Origin of the sequence: Arthrobacter sedimenti (assembly GCF_042652025.1) — a bacterium.
In the GTDB taxonomy this organism is placed as follows: Bacteria; Actinomycetota; Actinomycetes; order Actinomycetales; family Micrococcaceae; genus Arthrobacter; species Arthrobacter sedimenti.
In genome coordinates, this window is sequence record NZ_JBHSDQ010000006.1 from 51,701 (window position 1) to 64,474 (window position 12,774).

General features: G+C 65.5%; 12 protein-coding genes. 8 read left to right on the plus strand and 4 right to left on the minus strand.

Going from position 1 to position 12,774, the window contains the following annotated elements:
* Window positions 1–128: 128 nt before the first annotated feature.
* The 3 genes from ACFO0G_RS14335 (at window position 129) to ACFO0G_RS14345 (ending at window position 4,488) form a co-directional block, all read left to right on the plus strand.
* Window positions 129–1,256, plus strand: coding sequence for an FUSC family protein (locus ACFO0G_RS14335; RefSeq protein WP_286401016.1), 1,128 nt, complete (start codon window positions 129–131; stop codon window positions 1,254–1,256).
* A gap of 29 nt (window positions 1,257–1,285) precedes the next feature.
* Entirely contained in the window at window positions 1,286–2,659 is a 1,374-nt protein-coding gene (gene radA / locus ACFO0G_RS14340; RefSeq protein WP_376978407.1) for a DNA repair protein RadA, read from the plus strand.
* A 122-nt stretch (window positions 2,660–2,781) separates the two neighbouring features.
* A complete protein-coding gene (locus ACFO0G_RS14345; RefSeq protein WP_376978409.1) occupies window positions 2,782–4,488 on the plus strand; it encodes a sensor histidine kinase in 1,707 nt (568 codons plus the stop codon).
* Window positions 4,489–4,532: 44 nt separating this feature from the next.
* Here ACFO0G_RS14345 and ACFO0G_RS14350 read toward each other — a convergent pair whose 3' ends face one another.
* Window positions 4,533–4,769: a hypothetical protein gene (locus ACFO0G_RS14350; protein ID WP_376978411.1), complete on the minus strand. Its 237-nt coding sequence runs from the start codon at window positions 4,767–4,769 to the stop codon at window positions 4,533–4,535.
* A 129-nt stretch (window positions 4,770–4,898) separates the two neighbouring features.
* Here ACFO0G_RS14350 and ACFO0G_RS14355 point away from each other — a divergent pair, with 129 nt between their 5' ends.
* Window positions 4,899–5,387: an NUDIX hydrolase gene (locus tag ACFO0G_RS14355; protein ID WP_376978413.1), complete on the plus strand. Its 489-nt coding sequence runs from the start codon at window positions 4,899–4,901 to the stop codon at window positions 5,385–5,387.
* Between the two features lie 102 nt (window positions 5,388–5,489).
* Here ACFO0G_RS14355 and ACFO0G_RS14360 read toward each other — a convergent pair whose 3' ends face one another.
* Window positions 5,490–6,734, minus strand: a complete 1,245-nt coding sequence (locus ACFO0G_RS14360; RefSeq protein ID WP_376978415.1) for a beta-ketoacyl-[acyl-carrier-protein] synthase family protein — start codon at window positions 6,732–6,734, stop codon at window positions 5,490–5,492.
* A 1-nt stretch (window position 6,735) separates the two neighbouring features.
* Window positions 6,736–8,349, minus strand: a complete 1,614-nt coding sequence (locus ACFO0G_RS14365) for a peptide chain release factor 3 (RefSeq protein WP_376978417.1) — start codon at window positions 8,347–8,349, stop codon at window positions 6,736–6,738.
* 194 nt (window positions 8,350–8,543) lie between these two features.
* On the opposite strand from ACFO0G_RS14365, the gene ACFO0G_RS14370 reads away from it, so the two are divergent.
* The 4 genes from ACFO0G_RS14370 (at window position 8,544) to disA (ending at window position 11,913) form a co-directional block, all read left to right on the plus strand.
* On the plus strand, window positions 8,544–8,792 hold the full coding sequence (locus ACFO0G_RS14370) for a hypothetical protein (RefSeq protein WP_376978419.1): 249 nt from the start codon (window positions 8,544–8,546) through the stop codon (window positions 8,790–8,792).
* 17 nt (window positions 8,793–8,809) lie between these two features.
* Window positions 8,810–9,310, plus strand: coding sequence for a 2'-5' RNA ligase family protein (locus tag ACFO0G_RS14375; RefSeq protein WP_376978421.1), 501 nt, complete (start codon window positions 8,810–8,812; stop codon window positions 9,308–9,310).
* Between the two features lie 191 nt (window positions 9,311–9,501).
* Window positions 9,502–10,683, plus strand: coding sequence for an acyltransferase family protein (locus ACFO0G_RS14380; RefSeq protein WP_376978423.1), 1,182 nt, complete (start codon window positions 9,502–9,504; stop codon window positions 10,681–10,683).
* Between the two features lie 153 nt (window positions 10,684–10,836).
* Entirely contained in the window at window positions 10,837–11,913 is a 1,077-nt protein-coding gene (gene disA, locus ACFO0G_RS14385) for a DNA integrity scanning diadenylate cyclase DisA (RefSeq protein WP_286401000.1), read from the plus strand.
* Between the two features lie 90 nt (window positions 11,914–12,003).
* Here the strand turns inward: disA and ACFO0G_RS14390 are convergent, their stop codons facing one another.
* Window positions 12,004–12,699 carry a hypothetical protein gene (locus tag ACFO0G_RS14390; RefSeq protein WP_376978425.1) on the minus strand — a complete coding sequence of 232 codons (696 nt, stop codon included), beginning with the start codon at window positions 12,697–12,699 and terminating at the stop codon, window positions 12,004–12,006.
* Window positions 12,700–12,774: the final 75 nt, after the last annotated feature.

A 12,774-nucleotide genomic window follows, 5' to 3' on the forward strand; every position in this document is an offset into this window, starting at 1 on the left:
AAGTGAACGGAGGATTAACGACGGCGGGATATTGGCTGACAAATGCCGGGTCACCATTGCGCGGATCACATGTCCGGCCGTAGTGGCGGCACGAAGTGAAGCACCGTGCAGCAAATAGACTGAACGGCATGGCTCCAGCAGCAGGACTTTCAGCAGGCAAACGGTTCCTGCACGGCCGCATCCGCACCGGGCTGATCCGCAGCCGGAATTCCCTTGTTCCGGCACTCCAGATGACCGTCTGCGCAGTGGCGGCCTACGCCTTCGCCGAGTACGTTCTGGGGCACACGGGACCGCTTTTCGCGGCCACGTCGTCCCTGATTGCCCTTGGTTTTTCCCGCGAGCCGCGGCTGCGGCGGGTAGTGGAGGTGGGCCTGGGCTGCACCATCGGGATTGCCGTGGGTGATCTTCTCCTGCACTGGCTGGGCAGCGGAATCTGGCAGGCCGCCGTCGTCCTTCTTTTCTCAATCCTGCTGGCCCGCTTCCTGGACAGCGGCGTCATCTTTACCACCCAACTGGCCCTGCAGTCGGTGCTTGTGGTGTTGCTGCCGGCGCCGGCGGGCGGCCCGTTCACCCGGAGCATCGACGCCGTGGTAGGTGGAGTTTGCGCGCTGCTGGTGACCATCCTGATGCCCAAGGATCCACGCCGGGAGCCGCGCAGGGACGTCCAGAAGCTGCTCCATGAGCTGGCGGAGGTGCTCCGGGAATGCGCCGATGCCATGGTCAACAGTGATTCCAGCCAGGCGTGGCATGCCCTCATCCGGGGCCGCAACTGCCAGCCGTTGGTCGATGCAATGCGCCAGTCGCTCCGCGCCTCGGGGGAGGTTGCCACCCTGGCGCCCGCCTACCGTCGGCACCGGGATGAGCTGGACCGGCTCAAACAGTCCTTGGATTTCATCGACCTGGCGCTGCGGAACAGCCGGGTTTTTGCGCGCCGGCTGACCAGTGCCATCAACAATGCGGCCCTCTCTGATGAGGCGACGGACAGCATCGCCGGGGTGCTGCAGGAGACCGCTGCCGCGATTGATGAGCTGTCGCTGGGCCTGGCGGAGTCGCACGACGGCGTCCGCCGCGCCCACCTGCGCACCGCCCGGCGGGACCTGAGCGAAATCGCACTCCGCCTCCATCCCAAGCTGCTGGAGGTGCAGCGGCTTGAGGGTGAAACGGTGGTCATGCTGTTCCGGCCGCTGATGGTGGACCTGCTGGAGGCCACCGGAATGGACGCTGACGAGGCCAGGGACGTGCTGCCCGCACTGTAGTGTCAGTGCCCGCCACTAGGGTTTAACGCATGGCAACAAAGACTTCCCGGGCGTCCAAGGCGCCTGCGTACAAATGCGCCGAATGCGGCTGGACCACAGTCAAGTGGGTGGGCCGCTGCGGCGAGTGCCAGGCCTGGGGCACCGTTGAGGAAACAGGCACCGCGGTGGCCCGGACGACGGCGGCCACAACAGTCGTGGAACCGGCACGGAAGATCGCGGACGTGGATGCCACCACGGCGGCGTTCCTTCCCACCGGTGTGGACGAACTGGACCGGGTGCTGGGCGGCGGGCTGGTTCCGGGTGCCGTCATCCTGCTGGCCGGTGAGCCGGGCGTGGGCAAATCCACGCTCCTGCTCGACGTCGCGGCCAAATTCGCGCGGACTGCCCAGGACGTCCTCTACGTGACCGGTGAAGAATCGGCCGCCCAGGTGAAGCTGCGCGCGGAGCGGATCGATGCCGTGGCCGAATCCCTGTACCTGTCCGCAGAGACCGATCTTGGCCAGGCGCTGGGGCAGGTGGAGAAGATCGAGCCGCGGCTGCTGATCGTGGACTCGGTACAGACCCTGAGCAGCGCGGACGTGGATGGCAGTGCCGGGGGCGTGTCCCAGGTGCGGGAAGTGGCGGCTTCCATCATCGCCGCGGCCAAGCGGCGGAACATGACCACCCTGCTGGTGGGGCACGTCACCAAGGACGGGTCCATCGCGGGGCCGCGGCTGCTGGAACACCTGGTGGACGTGGTGTGCCAGTTCGAGGGCGAGCGGCATTCGAGGCTGCGGCTGCTCCGGGCGGTTAAGAACCGGTACGGGCCCACCGACGACGTAGGCTGCTTCGACCTGAACGAGAACGGCATTGAGGGCCTGGCCGATCCCAGCGGCCTGTTCGTCAGCCGCACCAAGGACCCGGTTTCGGGGACCTGTATCACCGTCACCATGGAGGGGCGGCGTCCCCTGCTGGCGGAGGTGCAGTCGCTGCTGGCCGAAAGCCCTAATTCGCAGCCCCGGCGGGCAACCAGCGGCCTGGACAGTTCACGGGTGTCCATGCTCCTGGCCGTGCTGCAGCAACGGGCAGGAACGCTGCTGCACAAGGACGATTCATACGTTGCCACCGTTGGCGGGGTGAAACTCAGCGAGCCCGCAACGGACCTTGCAGTTGCTCTTGCCGTGGCTTCGGCCAAGGCCCGCAAGCCGCTGCCCATCCGGCTTATCGCCTTCGGCGAAGTGGGGCTGGCAGGCGAGGTCCGTCCGGTGCCGGGCATTAACCAGCGCATCCAGGAGGCCCACCGGCTGGGATTCACCCACGCAGTGGTTCCAGCCAGCCACACCGGCCCCGGCCCGGTGCCGCCGGGGTTCTCCGTACGTGAAGTGGAACACCTTACGGAGGCACTCAGCCTTTTGATTGGCTAGCAGCCCCGGCTTCTCGGTCAGCCGCTGGCCTCTGCGCTTAGGCAGATGGCGCTCCAGCTCAGGGTACTGTGAGTGGGAGCCTTCTTGCAGATGGAGGCTTACACGTCTGTGCTGGGGGAAGCTTGGTAATCCAGGAACAGCAGGGCACCGCCGGGGACGCGGGCCTCGCACGCAAAACGACGGTGCAGCCGGTCGTGTCGAACCGGCTCGACGGGCTGTTCGGAGGGCTCAGCGCGCGCATGCGGGTGGTGGCTGCCCAGTCTCCGGTCACGTTGGCCATGGCCCTTGTGATTGTTGCCACGGCTGTTTTCAGCCCGGAAACGTTCAGCAACAGCCTGTTCGTGGCGGCTCTGGTTTTCCACCTGGCAATTGCCGCGTTCTGCGTAACCATGCCATGGGGCCGTGTCCCGGCTACGGCGTTTGCCGTCATCCCGCTCATGGATTGCATTGCCATCGGGCTTACCCGCCAGGCGGGCGGCCCCACGTTCAGCGTGCTGAGCGTGATGCTGGTGTTCCCCGTCATCTGGCTCTCTGCACAGGTCCGGCCCTACATGCCTGCCCTTGCCATTGGAGGGACCATCCTCAGCATCGTTGCCCCCGCGGCGCTGCAAGGCGCTCCGCCTGCGGGCGGATCGATGATCCGCACCCTGATCCTCCCCCTGGTCATGTCCGTCATTGCGGTCACGGCGCATGTGGTTGCAACCACCATCCGCCGCCAGCGCATCACCCTGGTTGAAAACGAACATGAGATGGCACGGACCCTGGGCGAAAGCGTCCGCCGGCAAAACCTGCTCGACGCTGTCCTCAAAGCCGTCGGGGTTGGCGTTTGGGTGGTGGACCGCCGGGGCAACACCGTGCTGACCAACAGGGCCATGCGGGCTGACCCCGTCCTCGCAGCCGTCACCCAGCCCGTCGGCGGAAGCGGCCCCGGCGGCGGCCCAGGGCTCCTGGTGTCCGCTGACCGCTCCACCCCCGTCACGGACAGCCGGCTTCCCGCGGCCCGTGCTGCCGCAGGAGAAGCCTTCACGGACGAATTGTACTGGGCAGGTCCTGCCGGCCGACAGCGCGCCTACTCCGTAAGTTCACAGTCCTTCCCTCCTGCCGGCGGGCAGGAGGGCGGTGCCGTCATCACGTTCGTGGACGTCACCAGCCTGATTAGCGCGCTGGCGGCAAAAGACAACTTTGTTGCCACCGTCTCGCACGAACTCCGGACCCCGCTCACCTCAATCCTCGGCTACCTGGAACTGGTCCTGGACGAACCCGGGCACGAGGAGATCCAGGAAGAGCTCCTGGTGGTCCGCCGGAACGCAGAGCACCTTCTGAGCCTGGTCAACGACCTGATCGCCGTGGCGTCGGAGCGGGTGGATCTGTCGTTGGAGGAGACGGATCTGGCCCGGCTGCTCGCCGTCGAGATTAACGCTGCCTTACCCGCAGCCGCCAGCAACGGGCTGCAGCTGGCGCTCGATGCGGGGCAGCCGCTGCCTGGCAGGATGGACCCGAAGCGGATCAGCCAGGTGATCCAGAGCCTGCTCTCGAACGCCATCAAATACTCCCCCGACGGCGGCCTGGTCACCGTCCGGGCTTATCGCAACGGGCAGGGCCTGGTCTGCACCATTACGGATACCGGTCTGGGGATGACGGAGGAGGAGCAGGAGCAGGCGTTCACCAAGTTCTTCCGTTCGGCCCGCTCGCGTGAAACAGCCATCCCCGGTGCGGGCCTTGGGCTGATTGTCAGCAAGACGATTGTTGAGGGCCACGGAGGGTCGATCAGCCTGGACAGTGAACCCGGCGTGGGCACCAGCGTTACCTTCATCCTGCCCCCATCCTGAACGGTTCGGGCTGACCCGGCCGACGCCCAGTTTGGAGCCAGCGGTCAGGAACCGGCGCTCAGCCAGCGGGAGACATCGCTGCGCAGCACCAGCAGCGGGCCGCCGGTGGCGCTCACATTGCCGTTTGCCACGTAGTACCCCCGGCCGGAGCCCGCTCCTCCGGCCGCCCGGTCCAGGGCGTCCACAAGGTGCCGCGGCAGGTGCCCCTGCGGGCCAAGGCTGCGCAGCTCATCCACTTCTTCCGGCGTCAGCCGTCCCAAAACTTCAGCGATGTTGGCCATGAGTGGTCCCTTCGAGCGAGGTGCCTGGCGAAGTGCCTGAAGGAATAACCTAGAGCAGCGCCGTGAACTGCACGTTAACGGCGGACGGCAATTGCACTTCCGCCGGGAAGTGCCCTGGTTGGAGGATCAATGCCCATTCGAAGCGCCGGCATACTGCTGTATCGGCAGGACCTGCCCGCACCCGCCGGCGCCCACGATGGGTTGCAGGTATGGATCGCCCACATGGGCGGCCCCTTCTGGGCACGCAAGGACGCCCACGCCTGGTCCATTCCCAAGGGCGAGTACGCCGACGGCGAGGACCCGCTGGCCGCCGCCCGGCGCGAGTTCGCCGAGGAGATGGGCACTGAAGCCCCCGGAGTCGAGTACAGGCTGCTTGGCGAATTCCGGCAATCCTCCGGAAAGGTCATCACCGTTTACACCGCGGAAGCCGCTTTCGACCCGGAGGTCATCAGCAGCAACACCTTTCCGCTTGAGTGGCCCAAGGGGTCCGGCAGGATCCAGCACTACCCGGAAATTGACGACGCCCGCTGGTTTCCGGAGGAAGAAGCCCGGCTCAAGCTCGTCAAGGGCCAGTTGCCCATCCTTGATGCACTGGTTGAAGACATGGCAGCACGCTAGACCAGCCGCTTAGCGCACTGCTGCATCCGGATCGCCGGCACGGTGCGGAAACGCCGATCAGTTCCGGCGGACCCGCACCGTGCCGGCGTTTTCGGCGTTTGACTAGGCGCCGGTTAGCACCAGGGCCACGCTGTGCCCACCGAAACCGAAGGCGTTCACTAGCCCGGCCCGTGTATGGTCCGGGGCCAGTTGGTAGGTTACTTCGGTGATGACGTTGAGGTCCACCTCCGGGTCCAGCGCCTCGACGTTCAGGGTTCCCGGCAGTTGGCCGGTGCCGAGGGTTTCAAGGACCACGACGGCGGCCAGCGCACCCGCTCCACCCAGCAAATGGCCAGTATGACCCTTCGTGGACGTTACCGGCACGTTGGGGCCGAAGACTGCGCTGATCGCCTGGCCTTCCAGCCGGTCACCCACGGGAGTGGAGGTGGCATGTGCATGGACGAAGCCAATGTCCGCCGGCTGCATACCCGCACAATCCAGCGCCTTCTGCATGACCCTGCGCTGCATCGCGGGATCGGCGGCGACGATGTCGTTCGCATCGGACGTCACCGCCCCGCCGGCCACCGCTCCCAGAATGGCGGCGCCCCGGTTCCGGGCATGCTCTTCGCTTTCCAGCACCACCACCGCAGCGCCCTCCGCCAGCACAAAGCCATCCCGGCCGGCATCGAAGGGACGGGACGCCCGCTGCGGTTCGTCCGCGCGCGTGGACAGGGCACGGATCTGGGAAAAGCCGCTGATCACCAGGTCGTTAACCGAGGCGTCAACACCACCGGCAATTACGACGTCGGCAGCACCTGAGCGGATCAGCTCGGCTGCCTGGACAATCGCCTCAGCCCCGGAGGCGCAGGCGCTGACAGGCGTCCTGGCACCGCCACGCGCACCGAGATCGATGGAGACCCAGGCCGCGGGGCCATTGGCCATCAACCGGGTGAGGGTATGTGGCGAGACTTTCCGCGGGCCGGACGCCGCCAGCACCCGGTCCTGTTCGATGGTGGAGCCCAGCCCGCCGTACGCGGAGCCGATCACCACGGCAAACCGCTCAGGATCCACCTCGGGGGCACCTGCCTGCACCCATGCTTCCCGTGCCGCAATCAGGGCAAGCTGGCCGCAGCGGTCCATCCGTTTCATTTCTCGGGTGCTGAGGTGCTCCGCAAGATCCGTCGTCACCTGCCCGGCGATCCTGACCGGCAGCTGCTCCGCCCAGTCCTGCTCCAGCAACGCAATCCCGGACCGCCCGTCGAGCAGGGCCTCCCAGGTCTCCTTGACGCTGGAGCCGAGCGGGTTGATGGTTCCGGCCCCGGTCACCACGGCGCGGGCCTGTGCCGGGCCCGCCGGAAGGTTGGCCACCCTACTTCGCCGGGTTATGCGTGCCGATGGGCACAAGCGTCAGGTCCGGGTGGTTCTTCTCAATCCGCCGCAGCGCCCACACGTCGTTGAACAAGGCGAGGTACTCGCCATCGGACCGCAAAAGCACCTCCGCGCCCGGTACGTTGGCCAGCGCCGGCATGGCGTCCGCCGTCGTAATCCTTGCCAGGGAGTAGGGCAGGCGTTCCAGGCGCATTGGGGCGCTGAAGTCGTGCGCCATGCGGTCCTCCACCACTTCGAACTGCATGGGTCCGACGGCGGCGAGCACCGGCGCCTGGTCACCGCGGAGGTCGGAGCGGAGCAGCTGGATGACGCCCTCGTGTTCGAGCTGCTCGATGCCGCGGCGGAACTGCTTGAACTTGCTGGGGTCCTTTGACCGGGCCACCTGGAAATGCTCAGGGGCGAACAGCGGGATGGCCGGGTACTCCACGGCTTCCTCAAGGAACAGGCTGTCACCGACGCGCAGCGAGGACGCGTTGACCAGCCCGACAACGTCCCCGGGGTAGGCCTCGTCGATGACTTCGCGTTCGCGGCCGAACACCTGCTGCGCGTACTTGGTGGCGAAGGACTTGCCGGTACGGGTCTGGGTAACCACCATGCCGCGTTCGAAGACGCCGGAGCAGACGCGAATGAAGGCGACATGGTCGCGGTGGGCCTTGTTCATGCCGGCCTGGACCTTGAACACGAAGCCGGAGAACGGGGATCCCACCGGGCGCGGGTTGCCGTCCACGTCCGGGCGCGGGGATGCCGGCGGCGCAAAGTCCACCAGTGCGTCCAGCAGTTCCTTGACGCCGAAGTTCAGCGCGGCGGAGCTGAAGAGGATGGGGGTGGCTTGGCCGGCGTGGAAGGCGTCTACGTCGAATTCGAGGTTGGACTCGATCACCAGTCCCGCCTCGTCCACGGCGTCGGACCAGTTGCTGCCCTGGTCTTCCGCGGCTTCCTCCGGGGTGAAGTAGTCGGTGATGGCGATCTGCGCGCCTGCGTTGTTGCGCTGGAACCGGGCAAAGCGGTCGTTGCGCAGGTCCCAAACGCCGCGGAAGTCGCCGGAAATGCCCACGGCCCAGGTCAGCGGCATGGGCTGCAGACCGGTGCGTTCGGTGATCTCGTCCATGAGCGCCAGGGCGTCCAGGCCCGGGCGGTCCCATTTGTTGATGACGGTGATGATGGGCAGGTTGCGCTGCTTGCAGACCTCGAAGAGTTTCATGGTCTGGGTTTCCAGGCCCTTTGCGGCGTCCACCAGCATCACGGCGCAGTCGACGGCGGCCAGCACGCGGTAGGTGTCCTCGGAAAAGTCGGCGTGGCCGGGGGTATCGAGGAGATTGATCACGGTGTCACGGTAGGAGAACTGCAGGGCGGCCGAGCTGATGGAGATGCCGCGGTCCTTTTCCATCTGCATCCAGTCGGAAACGGTTTCCCTGCGGTTGGCCTTGCCGCTGGAGGCGCCGGCGGTGCCGATCACTTTTGCGTGCAGGGCCAGCGCTTCGGTGAGCGTGGACTTGCCGGCGTCGGGGTGGGAAATGACGGCAAAGGTCCTGCGGCGGCCCGCCTCCTTGTGAATCTCGGAGATCCGGGCGGGGGTCAGGACATCTTGGGACACGGTGCTACTTTCGCTGCGGTTGTGGCTGCCCAGGGCCTGTCGGGAACTGCGCTGCGACTCATGGGCGGGGAATGTCGTTGGCAAGCGGCCAAAGTACAAGTTTATCGCAGGGCCGCAAACGGCAGCGGCGCCGCTTAACGAAGGCGAAACTGAACGTTCAAAGCTGCGAAATGCCGGGACGTTAGCTTGGGCGCATGATGCATGGCGCCACCTTCACCGGCAACCTCTTCTTCGACCCGCTGGCCACCAACCTTGCCGACCGCTTCGGTGCCGTCAACAGCTTCGATGCGGCCTCGGCACAGGGTCCCGAGCCCAGCCTTTCCGCCAGCTCATCGCGAAAGCGCGGGGTACAGACAGCGGAAGAACACAAGGCGCTTCGGGCCGCCTCCCTTTCAAAAGTCAGCAGGGACCTGGAGCGGATGCTCAGGGACCTGAAGCGCTGATCCCTCATGATGGGTTCATGCGCAGCATCGAGTTGGTCTTTGACGGCCCCACCGATTCCCTGATCAGGGCGGACTGGGCGCGGCTGCAGGCCGCGGGCCTTCCGAGCCTTGCAGCGCACACCTCCCCCAGTAACAGCCCGCACATCACGTTTGCGGCCGGGATGGACCTGCAGGCTGATGGGGATGGTCCGTGGCAGGCTTTGCCCATAAACATCACGTTCTCCGGCGCCATCGTTTTCCCCGCGGGCCCGGGCAAGTATGTCCTGGCCAGGGCCGTCCTGCTGACCGCTCCCCTGCTGGACCTGCACAGGTGCCTCCACCAGGGCCTGTCCGGTGCGTTGCCGCTGACACTGCCGGGGGCATGGACGCCGCACGTCACCATCTCCCGCCGTATTCCGGGCCACCAACTCGGAACAGCCATGGACCTGCTGGACCTGCGCCTGGAAGGCCAGGGCACGGGGGCGCGCCTCTGGGACAGCAGCACCAGGACCATCTCGCCACTCAGCGAGTCCACTTAGCCACCCCTTTTTACAGGCAATGGAAGGTGAGGCTTTGTCAGGTGGAAATGCTGCCCTGATCCTTGCCAAGTCCTTGGCTTTTCCTGTGTCATTTCCACGCCGCCGACACCCCGGATTCCCATAGGCTGGGTAGACAAAACGAATGCCATACTCCGCAGAGATTGCGGCTCTCCCTCTGAAGGTCTCCCCCCATGCCCTCCACCGTCAGCACGGCGGCCGCTGCCCTGCCCGACGGCCCAAGTTCATCCTCCAACCCTCCAGGCGAAACAGCTGGGAGACGGCTCCATTCCTTGACCGGCCTCAGGTTCTTCGCCGCTGTGGCCGTGGCGCTCATGCACGGCCTCGCCCTTTACAGACTGCCAATAATCGACCTTGGTTTTGTCGGCGTAAGCTTCTTCTTTGTCCTCTCCGGTTTCGTACTGACCTGGGCCGGCGCGGCGGAAAACGGGGCCGGCGTCTTTCTGCGGAACCGTGTCGCCAAATTGTTTCCACTGAGCGCAGCCACGTTGGCCATCGCAGCATTAGTACCCGTGGCCCGGAATTCGAGCGCGGTTTCCTTCCTGCAAAGCCTGACCTTGACGCAAGCGTGGTGGCCTTGGGCTGCTTCTTCCTTCAACCCTGTGGCTTGGTCGCTGTCAGCAGAAGCTTTTTTCTATCTCCTGCTGCCCCCGTTTGTGGCGGTGATGCGCCGATTCAGCACAAGGGAACTTGTTGGGACGGTGGTATTCCTTGCAGTCCTGCAGCCTGCACTGGGCCTCGCCTGCCAACTTACTTTGGGAGCGCAGGTGAGCCATTTCATCACCTACAACCTTCCGCTGTACCGGCTGCCGGAGTTCGTCATCGGCATCGCCCTGGCGCTTCTACTAAAGGCTGGCTACGCGCCGTCAAACCGCACGCAGTTATCGGCAGCCGCTTTCACCACCGCCGGCGCCACGCTTGCCTTCCTGGCGGACTTTCTGCACTTCGTTCCGTGGTGGATCAGCCAAGCGCTCATGCTGCCCGCAATAATTGTCCTCATCTGGACTGCTGCCCGGCGCGAGCTCGCGGGCAGCAGCCGCTTGCTCAGCAGCCCCGCACTCGTAAGGCTGGGAGAACTGTCGTTCGCTTTCTACATGGTCCACTATCTTGTGCTGGGTGCTTTCGGCATTCTCGTTGGCCGGTGGGCCCAAGGGCTTCCCTGGTGGCTCGTGCCGCCTGCACTGCTCTGCGCAGCAGCCTTAGCTTGGGTTGCACATAGGTATATTGAGAAACCCTGCGAGCGGGCGGTACGGGACATGTTCCGTATCCGCACAGGACAACGCGGGGCACCAAAAAATGCCCTGCCCGCACCCGCCGTCGAGCGCGTTTTCCCGGTACTTTCCGAGACCCCCTAATGGGGCACTTTGGGGCTTGCCCGTGCGGAACTTGGGCTTCTTACCCCTATCATTGAGCTTGCGGGGAATCAGAGCACTTTCTGATCCTGCCGGCCAACTACTGATGCCGGCATTCCTGCGGGCGGCGGTCCGCACCTTTGAAGGGACATACCTATGGCGCGGAGCCCCGAAGAATCGCTGAGGGCCACTCTGGGCAGGGTTGCACCCGGAACTCCCCTCCGCGACGGCCTGGAACGGATCCTGCGCGGACGCACCGGCGCGCTCATCGTGCTGGGGTCTGACCGCACTATCGATTCCATCTGCTCGGGCGGGTTCGATATCGGCATCGAGTTCTCGCCCACCCGTCTGCGCGAGCTGGCCAAGATGGACGGCGCCATCATCTGCGACAAGGACGCGGGCAACATCCTGCGCGCCGCGGTCCAGCTGGTCCCGGACTCCAGCATCGAAACCCAGGAGTCCGGCACCCGCCACCGCACGGCAGAACGGGTGGCCAAGCAGACGGGCGTACCTGTCATATCGGTCAGCCAGTCCATGCAGATCATCGCCCTCTACGTCAACGGCCTGCGGCACGTCCTGGAGGGCTCGGAAAACGTCCTGGCCCGCGCCAACCAGGCCCTTGCCACCCTGGAGCGCTACCGCGCCCGCTTGGACCAGGTCACCAGTTCGCTCTCAGCCCTGGAAATCGAAGCCATGGTGACCGTGCGGGATGTGGCCGTCACCCTCCAGCGGCAGGAAATGGTCCGCCGCATTTCAGAGGAAATCTCGCAGTACGTCCTGGAACTGGGCGAGGACGGCCGCCTCCTCTCCCTCCAGCTGGACGAACTCACCGTGGGGCGTGGCCCGGGCAGCGACGTCATCATCCGGGACTACGCCAGCCCCCACGCCTCCGCCGAGGATATCGAAAAAGCCGTCACCGAGCTGGTCAACCTGGGCCCCACCGAGCTGATCGACCTGGGCAAGATTTCGGCAATAGTTGGATTTGCGGGCGGCGAGGCGAACCTGGATGCAGTGGTCCAGCCCCGCGGTTACCGCCTGCTGTCCGGCCTCAAGGCAGTGCCCAAGGCCGTTGCGGACCGCCTGGTGGACCATTTCGGGGGCCTGCAGTTCCTGATGGCCGCAACCATCGACGATCTCATGACCGTTGATGGCATCGGCGACCAGCGTGCCCGGACCGTACGCGAGGGCCTGAGCCGGATGGCCGAAGCAAGCCTCCTGGACCGGTTCCTCTAGACACCCCGGGATAACACCCATCGATTGCTCCGTAGTTGTCGTTTTCACGCCTCAAAACGACAACTACGGAGCAATCGATGGAGGCAACAGTCAGTTCAGCTGGAAGACCGCCTTGGGGCTGGCCCGTGAGCCCAGCTTCGCGGTGAAGATGTAGTACGCCCCGCCACCGCCGGGAGCAGCGGCCACCTCTTTGCAGCCATCGGTGCTGCGGTTCCGGTTCCACGGGAAGTTGGCGGTTTCGCTGGCGCCGGGCGCAATGACCTTCACCAGGTCCTCGCTGGACGCCTGGCAGTCCTTGGAAGAAAAGATCCGGTCCGAGCCGCTGGTCACCAGGAACTCCATCTGCGAGGTGCCGATGTTGACCTCACAGGGGACTTTGCCGCCGTTGGTCACCTTGAGCGTGAGCATCGGGTTTTCCCCGGGGCCGTAGGAGGGTTTGTCCGTGGTGGCAGTGACGGTCACCAGGTTCTGGTTGCAGGTGGGGGTTGCGGAGGCAGTGGGCGACGCCGTGGCGGAAGCAGTTGCCGAGGTGGAAGTAGAAGGTGTGGCTGAGGCAGCCGGATTCGCGGAAGCAGGGTCAGTGGGAGAAGGCTGGGTGGAGGAGGCCTGCTGCGAACCGCCCTTAAAGGCACCCGCCAAGGCGAAACCGCTGACCACGAGTGCGATCACCAGCAGCAGGGCACCGCCAGCAACCAGCCGGCGGCGGCGGTACACAGCGGCGCTCGGTTTCCGTACGCTGCTGGAACCCGACGTGCCGCGTGCTGATGAATTGCCTTGCCTGCCCATCCTTCTAGGCTAGGGAACGCCTCCGGTTCTGCACGGCCACCACGCCGCCGCCGGCCCATTGCTCTGGTCACACCC

Excerpts from the sequence above, each read along its gene's own strand:
- ACFO0G_RS14335 (WP_286401016.1), top strand. The coding sequence starts at position 129 with ATGGCTCCAGCAGCAGGACTTTCAGCAGGCAAACGGTTCCTGCACGGC.
- radA (WP_376978407.1), top strand. The coding sequence starts at position 1,286 with ATGGCAACAAAGACTTCCCGGGCGTCCAAGGCGCCTGCGTACAAATGC.
- ACFO0G_RS14350 (WP_376978411.1), bottom strand. The coding sequence starts at position 4,769 with ATGGCCAACATCGCTGAAGTTTTGGGACGGCTGACGCCGGAAGAAGTG.
- ACFO0G_RS14355 (WP_376978413.1), top strand. The coding sequence starts at position 4,899 with ATGCCCATTCGAAGCGCCGGCATACTGCTGTATCGGCAGGACCTGCCC.
- ACFO0G_RS14370 (WP_376978419.1), top strand. The coding sequence starts at position 8,544 with ATGATGCATGGCGCCACCTTCACCGGCAACCTCTTCTTCGACCCGCTG.
- ACFO0G_RS14375 (WP_376978421.1), top strand. The coding sequence starts at position 8,810 with ATGCGCAGCATCGAGTTGGTCTTTGACGGCCCCACCGATTCCCTGATC.
- ACFO0G_RS14380 (WP_376978423.1), top strand. The coding sequence starts at position 9,502 with ATGCCCTCCACCGTCAGCACGGCGGCCGCTGCCCTGCCCGACGGCCCA.
- disA (WP_286401000.1), top strand. The coding sequence starts at position 10,837 with ATGGCGCGGAGCCCCGAAGAATCGCTGAGGGCCACTCTGGGCAGGGTT.
- ACFO0G_RS14390 (WP_376978425.1), bottom strand. The coding sequence starts at position 12,699 with ATGGGCAGGCAAGGCAATTCATCAGCACGCGGCACGTCGGGTTCCAGC.